This window comes from Pseudoalteromonas sp. CF6-2 (assembly GCF_021729425.1).
GTDB lineage: Bacteria > Pseudomonadota > Gammaproteobacteria > Enterobacterales > Alteromonadaceae > Pseudoalteromonas > Pseudoalteromonas arabiensis.
This window is the reverse complement of the sequence record NZ_CP091442.1, coordinates 1,635,795-1,649,226: the sequence shown is the minus strand read 5'-3', so window position 1 is coordinate 1,649,226 and position 13,432 is coordinate 1,635,795. Positions and strand designations below refer to the sequence as shown.

Annotated in this window: 13 protein-coding genes; 3 read left to right on the top strand and 10 right to left on the bottom strand. The window is 40.7% G+C overall.

Annotated features, from left to right (window positions below; all coding sequences use genetic code 11):
• Positions 1-3 precede the first annotated feature (3 nt).
• Positions 4-1,203, top strand: a complete 1,200-nt coding sequence (locus L3Q70_RS07635; protein WP_237115170.1) for an ATP-binding protein — start codon at positions 4-6, stop codon at positions 1,201-1,203.
• A gap of 1 nt (position 1,204) precedes the next feature.
• Here L3Q70_RS07635 and L3Q70_RS20335 read toward each other — a convergent pair whose 3' ends face one another.
• From L3Q70_RS20335 to L3Q70_RS07610, 6 genes are all read right to left on the bottom strand, one after another.
• Positions 1,205-1,330 (bottom strand): hypothetical protein, encoded by a 126-nt coding sequence (locus L3Q70_RS20335; protein ID WP_267135624.1) that lies wholly within the window; start codon positions 1,328-1,330, stop codon positions 1,205-1,207.
• 356 nt (positions 1,331-1,686) lie between these two features.
• Positions 1,687-2,181, bottom strand: coding sequence for an MgtC/SapB family protein (locus tag L3Q70_RS07630; protein ID WP_237115169.1), 495 nt, complete (start codon positions 2,179-2,181; stop codon positions 1,687-1,689).
• Between the two features lie 30 nt (positions 2,182-2,211).
• Positions 2,212-3,315, bottom strand: a complete 1,104-nt coding sequence (locus L3Q70_RS07625) for a GNAT family N-acetyltransferase/peptidase C39 family protein (protein WP_237115168.1) — start codon at positions 3,313-3,315, stop codon at positions 2,212-2,214.
• Positions 3,315-4,709, bottom strand: coding sequence for a RimK family protein (locus L3Q70_RS07620; protein WP_062568949.1), 1,395 nt, complete (start codon positions 4,707-4,709; stop codon positions 3,315-3,317). Before L3Q70_RS07620 ends, L3Q70_RS07625 begins: the two co-directional genes overlap by 1 nt.
• A 199-nt stretch (positions 4,710-4,908) precedes the next feature.
• Positions 4,909-5,385, bottom strand: coding sequence for a GreA/GreB family elongation factor (locus tag L3Q70_RS07615; protein WP_237115167.1), 477 nt, complete (start codon positions 5,383-5,385; stop codon positions 4,909-4,911).
• Positions 5,386-5,415: 30 nt separating this feature from the next.
• Positions 5,416-6,411, bottom strand: a complete 996-nt coding sequence (locus tag L3Q70_RS07610; protein WP_062568947.1) for a helix-turn-helix domain-containing protein — start codon at positions 6,409-6,411, stop codon at positions 5,416-5,418.
• Positions 6,412-6,509: 98 nt separating this feature from the next.
• On the opposite strand from L3Q70_RS07610, the gene L3Q70_RS07605 reads away from it, so the two are divergent.
• The gene (locus tag L3Q70_RS07605; protein WP_062568946.1) at positions 6,510-6,932 is read left to right on the top strand and encodes an MAPEG family protein; all 423 of its coding nucleotides are present in this window, start codon (positions 6,510-6,512) and stop codon (positions 6,930-6,932) included.
• A gap of 40 nt (positions 6,933-6,972) precedes the next feature.
• On the opposite strand, the gene secF is transcribed toward L3Q70_RS07605, so the two are convergent.
• The 4 genes from secF to L3Q70_RS07585 form a co-directional block, all read right to left on the bottom strand.
• Entirely contained in the window at positions 6,973-7,893 is a 921-nt protein-coding gene (gene secF, locus L3Q70_RS07600) for a protein translocase subunit SecF (protein ID WP_237115166.1), read from the bottom strand.
• Positions 7,890-9,701: a protein translocase subunit SecD gene (gene secD, locus L3Q70_RS07595; protein ID WP_237115165.1), complete on the bottom strand. Its 1,812-nt coding sequence runs from the start codon at positions 9,699-9,701 to the stop codon at positions 7,890-7,892. Before secD ends, secF begins: the two co-directional genes overlap by 4 nt.
• A 73-nt stretch (positions 9,702-9,774) precedes the next feature.
• Positions 9,775-10,152, bottom strand: a complete 378-nt coding sequence (locus L3Q70_RS07590) for a hypothetical protein (protein WP_237115164.1) — start codon at positions 10,150-10,152, stop codon at positions 9,775-9,777.
• 215 nt (positions 10,153-10,367) lie between these two features.
• Entirely contained in the window at positions 10,368-11,414 is a 1,047-nt protein-coding gene (locus L3Q70_RS07585) for an NAD(P)-dependent alcohol dehydrogenase (protein ID WP_237115163.1), read from the bottom strand.
• 170 nt (positions 11,415-11,584) lie between these two features.
• Here L3Q70_RS07585 and L3Q70_RS07580 point away from each other — a divergent pair, with 170 nt between their 5' ends.
• Positions 11,585-13,366: an ABC transporter ATP-binding protein/permease gene (locus L3Q70_RS07580; protein ID WP_237115251.1), complete on the top strand. Its 1,782-nt coding sequence runs from the start codon at positions 11,585-11,587 to the stop codon at positions 13,364-13,366.
• The last annotated feature ends 66 nt before the right edge of the window (positions 13,367-13,432 follow it).

Here is a 13,432-nt window from a genome sequence, read left to right as displayed (position 1 = left end):
TAAATGTATCAACCTGATTATGATGAGTTAGTGCAGAGTTGGAATAAAACGCTTGAAGTTTTAGCCCTGTTTGCCAATGTTCCTGTTGCGTTAGTAATGAAAGTCGAAAACAACATTATTAGCGTATTTTCGAAAAATGACTATCAAGATAATCCCTATAAGATTGGTGACAGCGAAGAATTAGAAGATTCAGGCCTTTATTGCGAACATGTTATAAAGACCCAAACACTGCTTAATATTCCAAATGCACTGATTGATGATGACTGGAAGGAAAATCCTGACATAAAACTTAATATGATTTCGTATTTAGGCTTGCCAATTAGTGCTGGAGATACGACTCCATTTGGCACTATTTGTATTCTCGATAGCAAACCACACGAATATAACGAGTCTGTGATCAAGCTTCTTGAAACAATAAAGCAAAGTTTTGAAACACAGCTCAAGTTGCTGTATCAGCAAAAACAAGCGTTTGCACAACAGCAATTTGCAGAACTTGCTACCTTAATTAGAGGGATTGCTCATGAAGTTAATACCCCACTTGGTAATTGCATCACTGCAGTAGACGTAACAGAGCTGGCTGTAAGAGAGACTCAAACCAAACTGCTGCATAAAAGATTAAGTGAACTCGCATTACAAAACACATTAAGCACAATAATAAACACCAGTGAATTGTTAAATCGAAACTTATCAACGTGTGCGTACAAAATCCGCATTTTGCAGGACTTGCTTTACCCTAATCCACAATCAAACAAAGCGATTATGTCCTTAGCTGAACTTGCTGAATCACTCACTGAGCATTTAGAAGAAAAAATAAAGCATCAGAATATTAAACTTACAGTGAAATATCAGGATCCACATAGCGAATGTGAAGTAGCGACTGATTTACTTAAACAAATACTGTTTATATTGCTGCAAAACTCCATTGAACATGCATTTAGCACAATCGATAACCCAGCAATTGAGATTGATATTTTTGATTTTGATGAAGTATTAAAAATTCACTATATAGATAACGGCATCGGCATTAACAGCAGCGAAAAACACTCCATTTTTACCCCGTTTTATAAAGGCAAAAATAATCAATCGGGTATGGGACTTGGTCTGAGTATCGCGAAAAAAATAGTGAGCCAACAATTGCAAGGTGATATTTGTGTACAAGAAAGTGATGTAGGTGCACATTTTGTAATTAGCTTGCCAAAATAACTTAATTAGATGCAATCTCTTTGCTAAATAAAGTTTTACTAATGTGCGGGTTACCCTTCTGTTCATAACCCGCAATGATATAGCCGTTTTTTATCAGCATACTCAGCATTGCAGGAAAACGGTTCATTAATTTCACATTAATAGCATCATAATCATGTTCTTTACCTCACGCTTCTTGCGCTTTCAATAATGCCTGTGCAATCCCCTTCCCTAGCAATTTTGGCACCACTGCACCAAGCCAGCTATAGAAATTTTATTCTCTAATCTGTAACCAAGCTTATAGGCCTCAGGCTTATTATTTGTAGGCACCTAACTAAGGTGTTCACAATTAACTAACTGTGCTTGTAATTTATCGAAGCTATTCCGGCTATCAAACTCAGGAATTTGGTAATCAACCAGCAATAAACCTTGTAAACTTTATTGCGTAACAAGGTGCCATTAATTTTATTTCCCATTTAGTGTTGTTTTATGGCTAACTTTTGATCATTTTTCTTTACGATAATACAACTTTGAATAGCGTTTTACCTGTGCGTGCACGCCACGCCCTAAGCTTTTAAACTTGGCTTCAAGCACATCAACACCATATAAAATAACAACGACTAACACTGAGAGCTTTATCGCGGCGAGTAAGTTATCAGTGGCAATCACAACGCCAATAGATGCCAGTACCCAAATGGTCGCCGCAGACGTAACACCAACCACTGCGCCATCTTTCGCTAACATAACACCGGCACCTAGAAAGCCAATGCCGGTAATTATTTGCCCAACCACACGGGAATGATCAATCACATCACCATGTAACATAAAAGCCGTTGCTAAAAACAAATAAGTCCCTAATACAATTAATGCGGAGGTTCGAATACCCACCGGCTTACCGCGTAATTGACGCTCCATACCAATAATTGCGCCGCAAAATGCGGTACTACCAATTGCTGACCAAGAATAAGGGGCAATATCAAATAAACTACTCAGTGTCACTGTATTTCCAAATCAAATTAACAATTCAAATTATAAATAAAAGGCCATCGCAGTGCTGAGTCTTGATGAACCAAAGCTGGCCATTTTAATAAAATCAGCTTTCGCTATCGGTACATGCTGACAATCAATTGCCAATTGCTTTTCATTTTCACAAAACGGGTCGTGCACATATAAACAATGCTCATCAATATGGGTTACACACACCCAATGCGGTGACTTTTTACCATCAAATCGATAGGTGCTGATCAATAACACCACCGCTTTACCCTCAGCAAGCCAATCTTCAATAGATGCCAAGGTTAACTCTTGATACCGCACCGGCAGTTTTGCAGCTATTGCTTCAGCCACGAACTGATTGTGTACTGTATGCAAAATTGCTTTCTTCTTTTCGCTTCTTACGCCATCGATAAACAACGAATCTCGAGTATTTAAAACAACATCAGCTTTAAAACCACGTTTCATTGCCGCTAGTGCCAGACCTAATGGATGGCAGCCACCATGCCCTGATGTCATAAAAATAGTGGTCGCTTCCCGCCAAATATCCAGCTCTTTTAGTTGGCTCATAGGTGTGTCGTTTAATGACGACATCGCCATTAATAATGCCGCGGGGCCACAGGTAAACTCGGTTGTTTGCTGGTACCAAGGTGTGTGCTTATCGGCATTAAATTCGGTATTACGACGAATATTTTTTTGCATTCGATGTGCATCACTATGGTCGTCATAATAGTCACTGTAATGACCAAACACCTGGTAACCTTGCTTCTCATACAAGCGAATTGCCGATTGGTTATTCACCGCAACTTCTAATCGCATGTATAAACGGCCGCGTTTCGCCGTTTCATTTTCAAGCGCAAGCAGTAGCTTTGAAGCAATACCTTTGCCTTGCAGAGATTGCAAAACTGCCAGTGAATATAGCCGAGCAAGGCGTGTACCTTTGTGACACCACACTAAACCATAACCCACTAGTTGATTATCTACCTCAGCCACCATCAGTAAGCCGTGCGCTGCGCTGATCCAACGCTTTAAACTACGGCTACTTAACCTATCTTGGCTAAAGCTTTGCTCTTCAATGGCAACAAGGGCCGCCAAATCCGAGACCTTAGCAAAACGGATTTGACAAACAGATGCATTCATTAACCACGGCCTCGCGCTTCAAGGCGTTGTTTGAACTCATCCATAATGATCATATAAAGCTCATCACCTAAATAGGCATCTTCGACTTTATGGTCAATACTAGGGTTGTCATTCACTTCTAACACGTATGCCTTGCCTTGGTGTTCTTTAACATCAACACCATACAAACCTTTACCCACCGTCTTACAGGCTTTTAACGCGGCATCAAGTACCACTTTTGGTAGTTCAAATGTTGGCAAGGTTTCAAAGCCACCTGAGAAGAAACGTTTTGCATCATGGTTGTAAATTTGCCAGTGATTACGCGCCATTAAATAACGACACGCGTAAATTGCACGGCCATTCAACACCCCTACTCGCCAATCGTATTCGGTGTACATGTACTCTTGTGCAAGCACAAGCGCACTGAACTCAAACAGCTCAGTTAACTTAGCAACTAATTCATCTCGGTTAGCGACTTTAAATACGCCTTTCGAAAAAGACCCTTCTGGCATTTTTAATACCAGTGGGTAGCTGAAGTTTGCTTCTAAACTTTCAATTGTCTCTTCACTTGTATCAGCCACAACGTGAGTTTTTAAACTCGGCACTTTTTGATAATTAAAGGCATCGTGCAAATACACTTTATTACAACAGCGCAGTATTGATTCTGCATCATCAATTACCACTAAGCCTAAACTTTGTGCTTTACTTGCTAAGCGATAGGTTGGATGGTCGATAGCCGTTGTTTGGCGAATAAATAACGCATCAAACTGTGCGATGCTGGTAATTTCATCAAATGTCAGTGCTTGGGCATAAATACCATGTTTAGCAGCTGCTTTAATAAATTTAGCAATAGCATCTTTATCACTTGGCGGCACTTTTTCTTGGTGATCAACCAAAATAGCCATATCCCAACGATAACGACGTTTTTTATCGTTTATACGCCACACGGATTCTGTAAAGCTACTGAGTTGTTCCACAAACTCTGTAAAGGCGGTGTCGTTTAATGAGGCAATCGTACCTTGCTTTACAACCCCTTGCTCATCGCACACTAAAATAGGCGCAGGGTATTGCGAGAATAGCGCTTTGGTTGCTTTGCTTTGCTGCTCTTGATCTGTGTGACCAAAAAATACTGTGCCACCAGCAAGCTCTTTATGACGCGTGCTGTGCTCATCGCTACGCAGCGCATTAATTGTTTTTACACTCGGTAATACCTGATGCTTTCTTGCTTCAGCAAGTAAAGAGCAATAATAACCTTTACTTAAATACTGCCCTGTATCACACAAGTTTAAAATGCGTGTTTTTGGCTCATTATGTTTTGGGTAATCACGTAAGTAAGTGTCAAAGGTAATGACATTTTCGAAATTTTGAGCAATACGTTGCTCATTGTTATCAACCACAATCAAGGTTTTAAACACGACTTTTCCTAAATTAAGCCATAGATAAAATGAAAAACACCCAACCAATTAAGTGAACGCATGAGGCTAAACTTCACTTAACTAGATGGGTGCTTATAAGCATTATGCTTGAAGTGATTTATAGAGGTTTTTTTGCTTTGTTACCAACGAGATATTTTTTACCTTAAGATGAAATTTATTGATTAATAAATTTTCTACATCAAACTATTTCTGTAATGCTGTAACACTGTGTATTTCCTGCAATAGTCAGTGTTACTTCATCATCAATTTGTTTGCCAATCAGTTGTTTACCTAACGGCGCTTCTCGGGTTACAACATATATAGGTTGCTCTTTTATGGTCACAACTAAGCCACCTGCACTTGGGCCCATAAAAAACCACTTTGAATTATTTTGCTCATCGATAAGACACACTAATGCACCTTCACGAACCTTATTAAATTCGCTTTCTTTAAACACCGTATTGAATGCTTGAATATCACGGTAGCACTCGTTAACTCGCTCAGCTTGCCCTTGAGCTAAGTACGCTGCTTCTAAACCCAACGTATCGTATTGGGTTTCAGCAACACTCTCTTCGTGAGTTGCCGCATCATGGGCCGCTTTTGCCGCTTCTTTGGCATTTTGCAGTTGTGCCTCGAGCGCAAAGCGTAAATGTTCAATTACATGTGTTTTATTCATAGTTTAATAGCAGCAAGAAAAATATGCATTTTACCCTGATTTGCTATGTTTGTAACTGAACTGGCGATAGTGATTCATAGATTGTCCCTGCTGCTTCACAAAAGCTTTGCGAAGAGCGCTTTCATCTACAAATTGTAATTGACTACTTATTTCAATGATTGATAAATCTGTATGTACTAATAACCAACAAGCCTTTTCTATACGAACTAAATTAATATATTGCTTCGGTGAGAGGCCAAGTGAATGTTTGAACCGTCGATTAAGGGTTCTTTCAGTTACAGCGCACTCATCAGCCAATAACTTTACGGTAAAAACGGGATTTTTCTGCTGAGTAACTAACAATTTGGCTTTATCGACGACTCTATCTGGCTGAGAAATCATTTCTGAAGAGTGCATAAAGCGCCCTTGAGAGTTCTGTTGATAATCAACAGTCATACAACGAGCAATACGCGCAGCAAATTCATAACTAAATATGTTTTCAATAATTGTCAGTGCCACCAGCAGGCTTGAGTTTGTAGCAGCGCTAGTGATGAACTTACTTGACTGACATAACAGCCGATTTACTTGGACATTGACTTCCAGAAAGTGAGTTTTCATAAATCGGTTAAGCCACCAACTTGTGGTCGCAATATGGCCATCAAGTTGCCCCGTACTCGCTAGCAAACTGACGCCTGTACACTGCGCCCCCACATATTTGGCGTGGTTGCATAGTTCATTAAGTACATCATTTTGCTTATTTTTATTAAGTGTTACCAACAGTTTTTTATCATTTTGATAATGCTGTGCAGCAAAATATAAGCAATCGAGAGACTCCATTATTTGATTGAGTTTTTGAGTCTCAAAACTCACTCCTTGACTACTTACTTGTGGGCCGCCTTCCAATGACACAAGCTGCCAGTCAAAATGCAATGCTTCATCCACGCCTTGATAAGTCAAAAATTGGTTTGCTATAGCTAAAGTGTCTAAAAAGCCTGTAACACTACTTGCTAACGGATTCTCTGGAACGAAGACCATCACATGAATCATGTCTTGTTTTTACTCTTATTTGTCTTTTAAGACACTCTAACAAGCTCCTTAAATAAAATAAACTGCTTGTTATGCAAACAATATAACGAAGGATTACCATGACACCATTCATTTATAGCCTACCAAGTGCTGTACTTATTGTGCTGATCTTTATTTTGTTATTCAGTACATTTTATTGCCGTTTTAAGCTTGTTAGAACCCGTCAAATCACTATTGCACAGCTTGTGAATAAGGATTTTAGCAATGCTTCACATTATGTAACTTTACTTGGCTATAGCTACGATAACCAATTTCAACAACCTGTTTTGTTTATGCTTCTCAATGCATTGGTTTTAATGTTTGGTTTAGAAAGTTACGCTTCATTGATATTGAGTTGGATGTTTGTTGCTGCTCGTTATTGGCATAGCTATGAGCATGTAATCAACAAAAGTATATTACGGCGTACTATTGCGTTTGGCCTAGGCTCTATAACTCACTTGATGATTTGGGGATTGTTTTTTAATGAACTAGCTCAATTTTAGGCTGGTGCAGGGTTAAGCTTATTAACCCTGCACCATTCATTTACGGCATATCCATATAAGCTTTAGTTTTATCATCCAGTGTTTGGGTGTAATTTTCTGAACTTAACCCCAATAACTGCGGCAAGGTGGCGGCGATACAAATCGATGAGAAGGTTCCCACCACAATGCCAGCAAATAACGCGATGGCAAAGCCCGTTAATGCAGCCCCTGCAAGTAGCCAAATACAGGCAATAGTGGCAAGTGTTGTGCCCGAGGTGATCAATGTACGCGTTAAGGTAGAACCAATTGCATCGTTAATCACAACATGGGTGTTAATGCGTTGATTGTCTGGCTGAATACGTAAAAGCTCTCTGACTCTGTCGCCAACAATAATTGAGTCATTTAATGAATAACCAATAATCGCCAATAAACTTGCCAGCACGGTTAAATTAAATTCAAGCCCTAATAAAGAAAACAAGCCAAGCACTAAAATTAAATCATGTAATAGTGCAACCACTGAACCTACTGCGAGTCGCCATTCAAAGCGCACAGCTAAATAAACCATAATGGCAATCAGCGCCGAAAATAATGCTAAACAACCTTGTTCAAAAAGCTCATCACCCACTTGTGAGCCTAAAAATGAGCTCGAAAGTACTGTATATTCTACGCCTTGCTCATTCAGCTCTGCTTGCCAAGTACTGGCTTTGCTCACCTCTGGCGCTTCTCTTAAAACAAAGTGATATTCGCCCGCTTTACTGATGGTTAATTTGCTTGCAACCTCAGGGCTTAACTTTGCTTTTAAATCAGAGATTGCCGTGACTGACGTTGTGTTAATTTCAGTGATGTAGCCACCTGTAAAATCAAGGCCAAAGTTTAGCCCTTTGACAGATAAAACAGCTAAGCTTGCAATGACTAACACACAACTTAGCAATAACCCTAAAACGCGCGCTTTACTCGCCGCAGTTAATGTTGACCAACTCATGCTTTAGCCCCCGTTAGATTGGTTAGTTTAATGTAGAGTGTTTGGCTAAGCGCTTTTGAAATATAAACGCCAGTAAAGACACTGGTTAATAGCCCAAGCGCTAACGTGATTGCAAAGCCTTTCACCGGCCCATAACCAATGGCGTATAAAATAATTGCCGTGATCATCGTAGTCACATTAGCATCAAAAATGGTCGTAAATGCTTGGTTATAACCTTGTTCAATTGCTTGATAAGTAGGCCGTCCTTTACGCTTCTCTTCTTTTATTCGCTCAAAGATAATCACATTTGTATCAACGGCCATACCTATTGTCAGTACTAACCCTGCAATACCCGGTAAGGTCAGCACAACACCCGGTAATAGCGACATTAAACCAACTAAAGCCGTTAAATTAAGCAGTAAAGCAATATTGGCAATCAGTCCTACGCGACGATACCAAAGCGCCATAAAGGCAAGGGTAATACCGATACCCAGCATTAACGCAGCTAAGCCATGTTCAATATTTTCACTGCCTAAGCTTGGGCCTATGGTTTGTTCTTGAACGATTGTCACTGGCGCTGTGAGCGACCCTGCGCGCAGTAAAAGCGCTAAATCGTAGGCTGCTTGTGGGCTTTTCATATTAGTAATGCTAAAACGTGAGCTTAAGTGCTGTGCAATGTTTGCAACATTGATAACTTCGCTTTTTTTCACAACTTCGCCATTTGCATCCCGTGAGTATTCAGAATACACCGTGGCCATTGGCTTACCTATGTTGTGCTTCGAAAAAGCAGACATCGCATCACCACCTTGCGAATCTAAACTAAGCTGAACTAAAGGCTTGCCCCATTCATCTTTACCAACACTGGCGTTATTAATGTGATCACCTGAAAAAATCGCAACAGGGTTTAAATTAACAACGCCACCGCCTTGCACATTAAACGCTTTACCACCTACTTCGACAACTTGATAAAAATCGAGGGTCGCAGTTGCACCAATAATGCGTTTAGCTTCTGATGGGTCTTGCACACCAGGTAACTCGATGCGAATGCGCTGTTTACCTTGTCTTTGCGTTACCGCTTCTGTAATACCAAGCTCTTCAATACGACCGCGCAGGGTTGTTAAGCTTTGCGCCATGACTTGTTTATTGAATTCGCTTTGGCTTTGCTCATTAAAATGCAGTAATACCGTGGTTAGGTTATTAGTCGTTGATTTAGTTTGCATCAGGCCTTTGAATTGACCTTGTAACGTTGTGACGAGGCCTGCGAGTTGCCCTTCACCGCTTGGTAATATTTGTAGCTCAACCCCTTCTTTTACAACACTTACCCGAATACCACGAATTTTGTCTTTACGAAGCGTCAATTTAGTTTGTTGATACACACTGTTTAAGTGCTCTTGCATTGCTTTATCTAGGTCAACATCAAGCACAAATAGCACCCCACCATTTAAGTCGAGTCCCAACTTAATCGGTGAAAGCCCAAGCTGCTGAAGCCACTGCGGGCTTGTTGCATGCTCAACAATTTTAGCTTCCAGCTGTGGGTATTGAGTTTTTATAAAACTCAGTGCATTGGCACTTTGAGTCGGCTCAGTTAATAAAATAGCCAGTTGATCTTGGCTATCTTTGGCTTCAGTCACTTCAAAACCATGTTGATTTAGTGAAGTTGTTACACTTTGCAGCGTCACAGTTTGATCTGGCAAGCTAATGTGCAACCAAGACTTATTAGGGTAAAGGTTAGGTAGTGCGCTAACCGCTAATAAAATACACGCCGCTATCATAGCGACATAACTCATTTTTAGACGACGCCATAGCGCCGGCTTAGATTTATGTGACATACATGACTTCCTTCCGGCATTGTCAGCCGGTAAAAATTAATTCCAAATATAAAAAAGTAACGAAGGAAGTCGTTTAGCTATGGTAGGTCGTATTCGCTTTGTACAAGAGATTAGCGTCTTTCCAGCCACTAATGCGGGATTTACGTTGAGTGGCTAACGCAAACCATGGGATCTCACGCACAGCACCTGGCGGCGCTAAAAAGTGCTCTTTACCCCAATCTTCAGCAAAGAATTCAATTAATAGCTCGTAATCAGGATCAACCTGACTATGATAAAGAAACAATGATGAATTACTGGCAGTTAAACGCGGCACTAGGGTATCAAACCCCGATGGTTCTACCGGCTTAGGATGTTCGACTGCATGAGTTTGGGAAATAACTGGGGGTTTAGTCAACTCAACTTGGAACAATTTAGTCGCAGCAAAGTGTGACTGAGTGTCAGGCATAGCCATGCTCTGTGCACTAAAAAACACAGTAAATAGCAAGATAATGACTGAGAAAAACCGTAACAAAAACTGACCAATAAATTAAGCGGATAACATGACTATAATGAGGGTAAAAAAATAAAACACAAGGCATTACTTAAACAAATAGTGACAAAATAAAAGTAACTAAAATAAAGCGAGCCTAATTAGACCCGCTGATTAATTTAACTTTGTTAGACGAGTTAAACTTCTAATGATGACATGTCGATAACAAAGCGTGAGGCCATATCACCTTGCTTTAATTTATCGAAAGCGTCATTAATCTCTTCCATTTTGATCATTTCAACTTCAGGCAAAATATTATGTAACGCACAGAAATCGAGAATCTCTTGGGTTTGCGCAATACCGCCAATCAATGAGCCAGCAACACGGCGACGCCCCATTAATAACGGCACTGAGTTAGACTCAGCAAGCTCACCTACTTGACCAACTAATACTTGAGTTCCATCAATATCTAAAAGCGGAATATACGGCGTAAAGTCGTGTTTTACCGGAATAGTGTTAATGATCACATCAAATTGATTAGCATTCGCTTGCATGGCTGCTTCATCGCTCGATACCAATAAATCTTTTGCGCCATAAGATAAAACCTGCTGCTTTTTCTTATCACTACGGCTAATTGCCGTAACATGTGCGCCCATTGCAGCTGCGATTTTAATCGCCATATGACCTAAACCACCTAAACCAATCACACCAACACGGCTACCAGGCCCCACATTCCATGTCCGTAATGGCGAATATGTTGTGATACCCGCACATAGAATTGGCGCACATTTAGCAAGGTCTAAACCTTCTGGTACGCTTAATACAAACTCTTCACGCACCACAATGTGTTTTGAATAACCACCTTGAGTGAGTTCACCACTGATACGGTCTTGGCCTGAATAGGTCCCTACCATGCCTTCGCGACAAAACTGTTCTTCACCGTGATGACATTGGTCACAGCTTAAACAGCTATCAACCATACACCCTACTGCAACATTATCGCCCACTTTGTATTTAGTAACGCCGCTGCCGACTTCAAGAACGCGGCCGACAATTTCATGACCAGGCACCACTGGGTATTGAGTCCAGCCCCAATCGTTTTCTGCTGTGTGTAAGTCTGAATGGCACACACCGCAATAAAGAATTTCAATGGATACATCTTCATCACGAAGTGCACGGCGTTCAAAATGATACGGCTCTAATGGTTTTTCAGAATCATGTGCTGCATAACCGACAGTTTTCATGCTTACTCCTTAATTTTCTTCGTGTTTAACTCATGCATTAACTAATTTGCTAATGCATTGGTGTATAATGCATTCAGTATAGAGGTAAATCTGCAAACTACACTTGCCTAAAACACGAAAGCTTTTGCCTATTTTTATCAAATTGATTTTAAGAGACCCCCATGCGTGGAATGAGCCGCAAAGAACAGGTGACGAAGTCGCCTGATGCAATGAACCTATCACAAAGCATCAAAACACTCTGGCCCTATTTAATGACCTTTAAAGGCCGCGTTATTTTAGCCGTACTGGCGCTTATTGCAGCAAAAGGCGCCACATTGCTGATGCCTTGGGCATTAAAGGAAATAATTGACGCGGTTGATGCGAGTATCAACCCGCTATTAAGCGTTCCTATTGCCTTGCTCATCGCGTATGGTTTACTGCGCTTTGCCAGTGTGTTTTTTGGTGAAGTTCGCGATGCATTATTTGGCCGCGTCACAGAGCATGCGATGCGCCATATTGGCTTAAAAGTATTTAAACACTTACATAGTTTAGAACTTGCCTTTCACCTTGATAGGCAAACAGGTGGAATTAGTCGCGATATAGAGCGTGGTACAAGTGGTCTTAGTTTTTTAATGCGCTTTTTGATGTTTAACATCGTGCCAACTCTATTTGAAATAATCACAGTAGCTATTATTTTTGCGACCTTGTTTTCACCTTGGTTTGCACTCGTCACCGTTATCGCGGTCGCTATTTACATTGTTTTTACTGTAATTGTAACTCAGTGGCGTAACCGATTTATTCGTGAAGCAAATGCTGCCGATAACAACTCTAACACCCGTGCTATCGACAGCTTACTAAATTACGAAACCGTTAAATACTTTAATAATGAACACTATGAAGCGAGCACTTACGACGGCTTTTTAGCTAAGTGGGAACAAGCGAGGCTAAAAAACCGTTTATCATTACTGGCGCTTAATTCTGGGCAAGCACTTATTATCGCCGCGGCTATTACAGCACTAATGTGGCTAGGTGCCAGTTCCGTGGTCAATAAAGAGCTGACCATAGGTGAGCTTGTGATGATCAATGCTTACATGATCCAGCTATTTTTGCCGCTTAACTTTTTAGGCTTTGTTTATCGTGAGATACGCCGTGCACTGACTGATCTTGAAAATATGCTGGGGCTGTTAAATCGAAAAGCCGCCATTAGTGATGACAAAGATGCAAAACTATTAAATACAACAAAAGCAGCCATTCGATTTGGAAATGTGTCGTTTAGTTACGACAAACAAAGGCCAGTTATAAATAACTTAAGCTTTGAGGTTACTTCAGGCAGCAAAGTGGCGATTGTGGGTGCCAGTGGTGCAGGTAAAAGCACCCTTAGCCGCCTGCTCTACCGATTTTATGATGTCGATGCGGGTAAAATTTATATCGATGAGCAAGCAATCAACACTGTGACACTTGAAAGTTTGCGCCAAGCAATTGCCATCGTACCGCAAGATACCGTGCTATTTAATACCAGCATTCGCGAAAACATAGCCTACGGAAACCCAAATGCAAGCGAAGAGGAAATTGATAAAGCCATAAGCCTTGCCCACTTAGATGGATTTATTGCAAGCCTAGATAAAGGCGATAAAACCCTTGTTGGTGAGCGCGGTTTAAAAGTATCGGGTGGTGAAAAACAGCGCATTGCGATTGCCAGAGCCATTTTAAAAGATTCACCGATTTTATTATTTGATGAGGCAACGTCTGCGCTAGATTCGCATTCAGAGCAAGCTATTTTAAGTGCGATGCGTGAAGTCGCACAAAAGCACACCAGCATAGTCATTGCCCATCGTTTATCAACAATAACCGACGCAGACAAAATTATTGTTATGAAACAAGGCCGGGTTGTTGAACAAGGTCAGCACCATCAACTACTTGCAGCAAATGGTGAATACGCACGAATGTGGCAGTTACAGCAAAGCGATGAATAAACACTGTTAACTACTAGGTTAAATGATTAGAATAACCGCTTTATTTTTATCTATAACAAAAAGGCA

Bases quoted from the DNA above. Each gene is read 5' to 3' on its own strand.
- L3Q70_RS07635 (WP_237115170.1), top strand. From the start codon at position 4: ATGTATCAACCTGATTATGATGAGTTAGTGCAGAGTTGGAATAAAACG.
- L3Q70_RS20335 (WP_267135624.1), bottom strand. From the start codon at position 1,330: ATGAACCGTTTTCCTGCAATGCTGAGTATGCTGATAAAAAACGGCTAT.
- L3Q70_RS07625 (WP_237115168.1), bottom strand. From the start codon at position 3,315: ATGAATGCATCTGTTTGTCAAATCCGTTTTGCTAAGGTCTCGGATTTG.
- L3Q70_RS07615 (WP_237115167.1), bottom strand. From the start codon at position 5,385: ATGAATAAAACACATGTAATTGAACATTTACGCTTTGCGCTCGAGGCA.
- L3Q70_RS07610 (WP_062568947.1), bottom strand. From the start codon at position 6,411: ATGATTCATGTGATGGTCTTCGTTCCAGAGAATCCGTTAGCAAGTAGT.
- L3Q70_RS07605 (WP_062568946.1), top strand. From the start codon at position 6,510: ATGACACCATTCATTTATAGCCTACCAAGTGCTGTACTTATTGTGCTG.
- secF (WP_237115166.1), bottom strand. From the start codon at position 7,893: ATGAGTTGGTCAACATTAACTGCGGCGAGTAAAGCGCGCGTTTTAGGG.
- secD (WP_237115165.1), bottom strand. From the start codon at position 9,701: ATGTCACATAAATCTAAGCCGGCGCTATGGCGTCGTCTAAAAATGAGT.
- L3Q70_RS07590 (WP_237115164.1), bottom strand. From the start codon at position 10,152: ATGGCTATGCCTGACACTCAGTCACACTTTGCTGCGACTAAATTGTTC.
- L3Q70_RS07585 (WP_237115163.1), bottom strand. From the start codon at position 11,414: ATGAAAACTGTCGGTTATGCAGCACATGATTCTGAAAAACCATTAGAG.
- L3Q70_RS07580 (WP_237115251.1), top strand. From the start codon at position 11,585: ATGAGCCGCAAAGAACAGGTGACGAAGTCGCCTGATGCAATGAACCTA.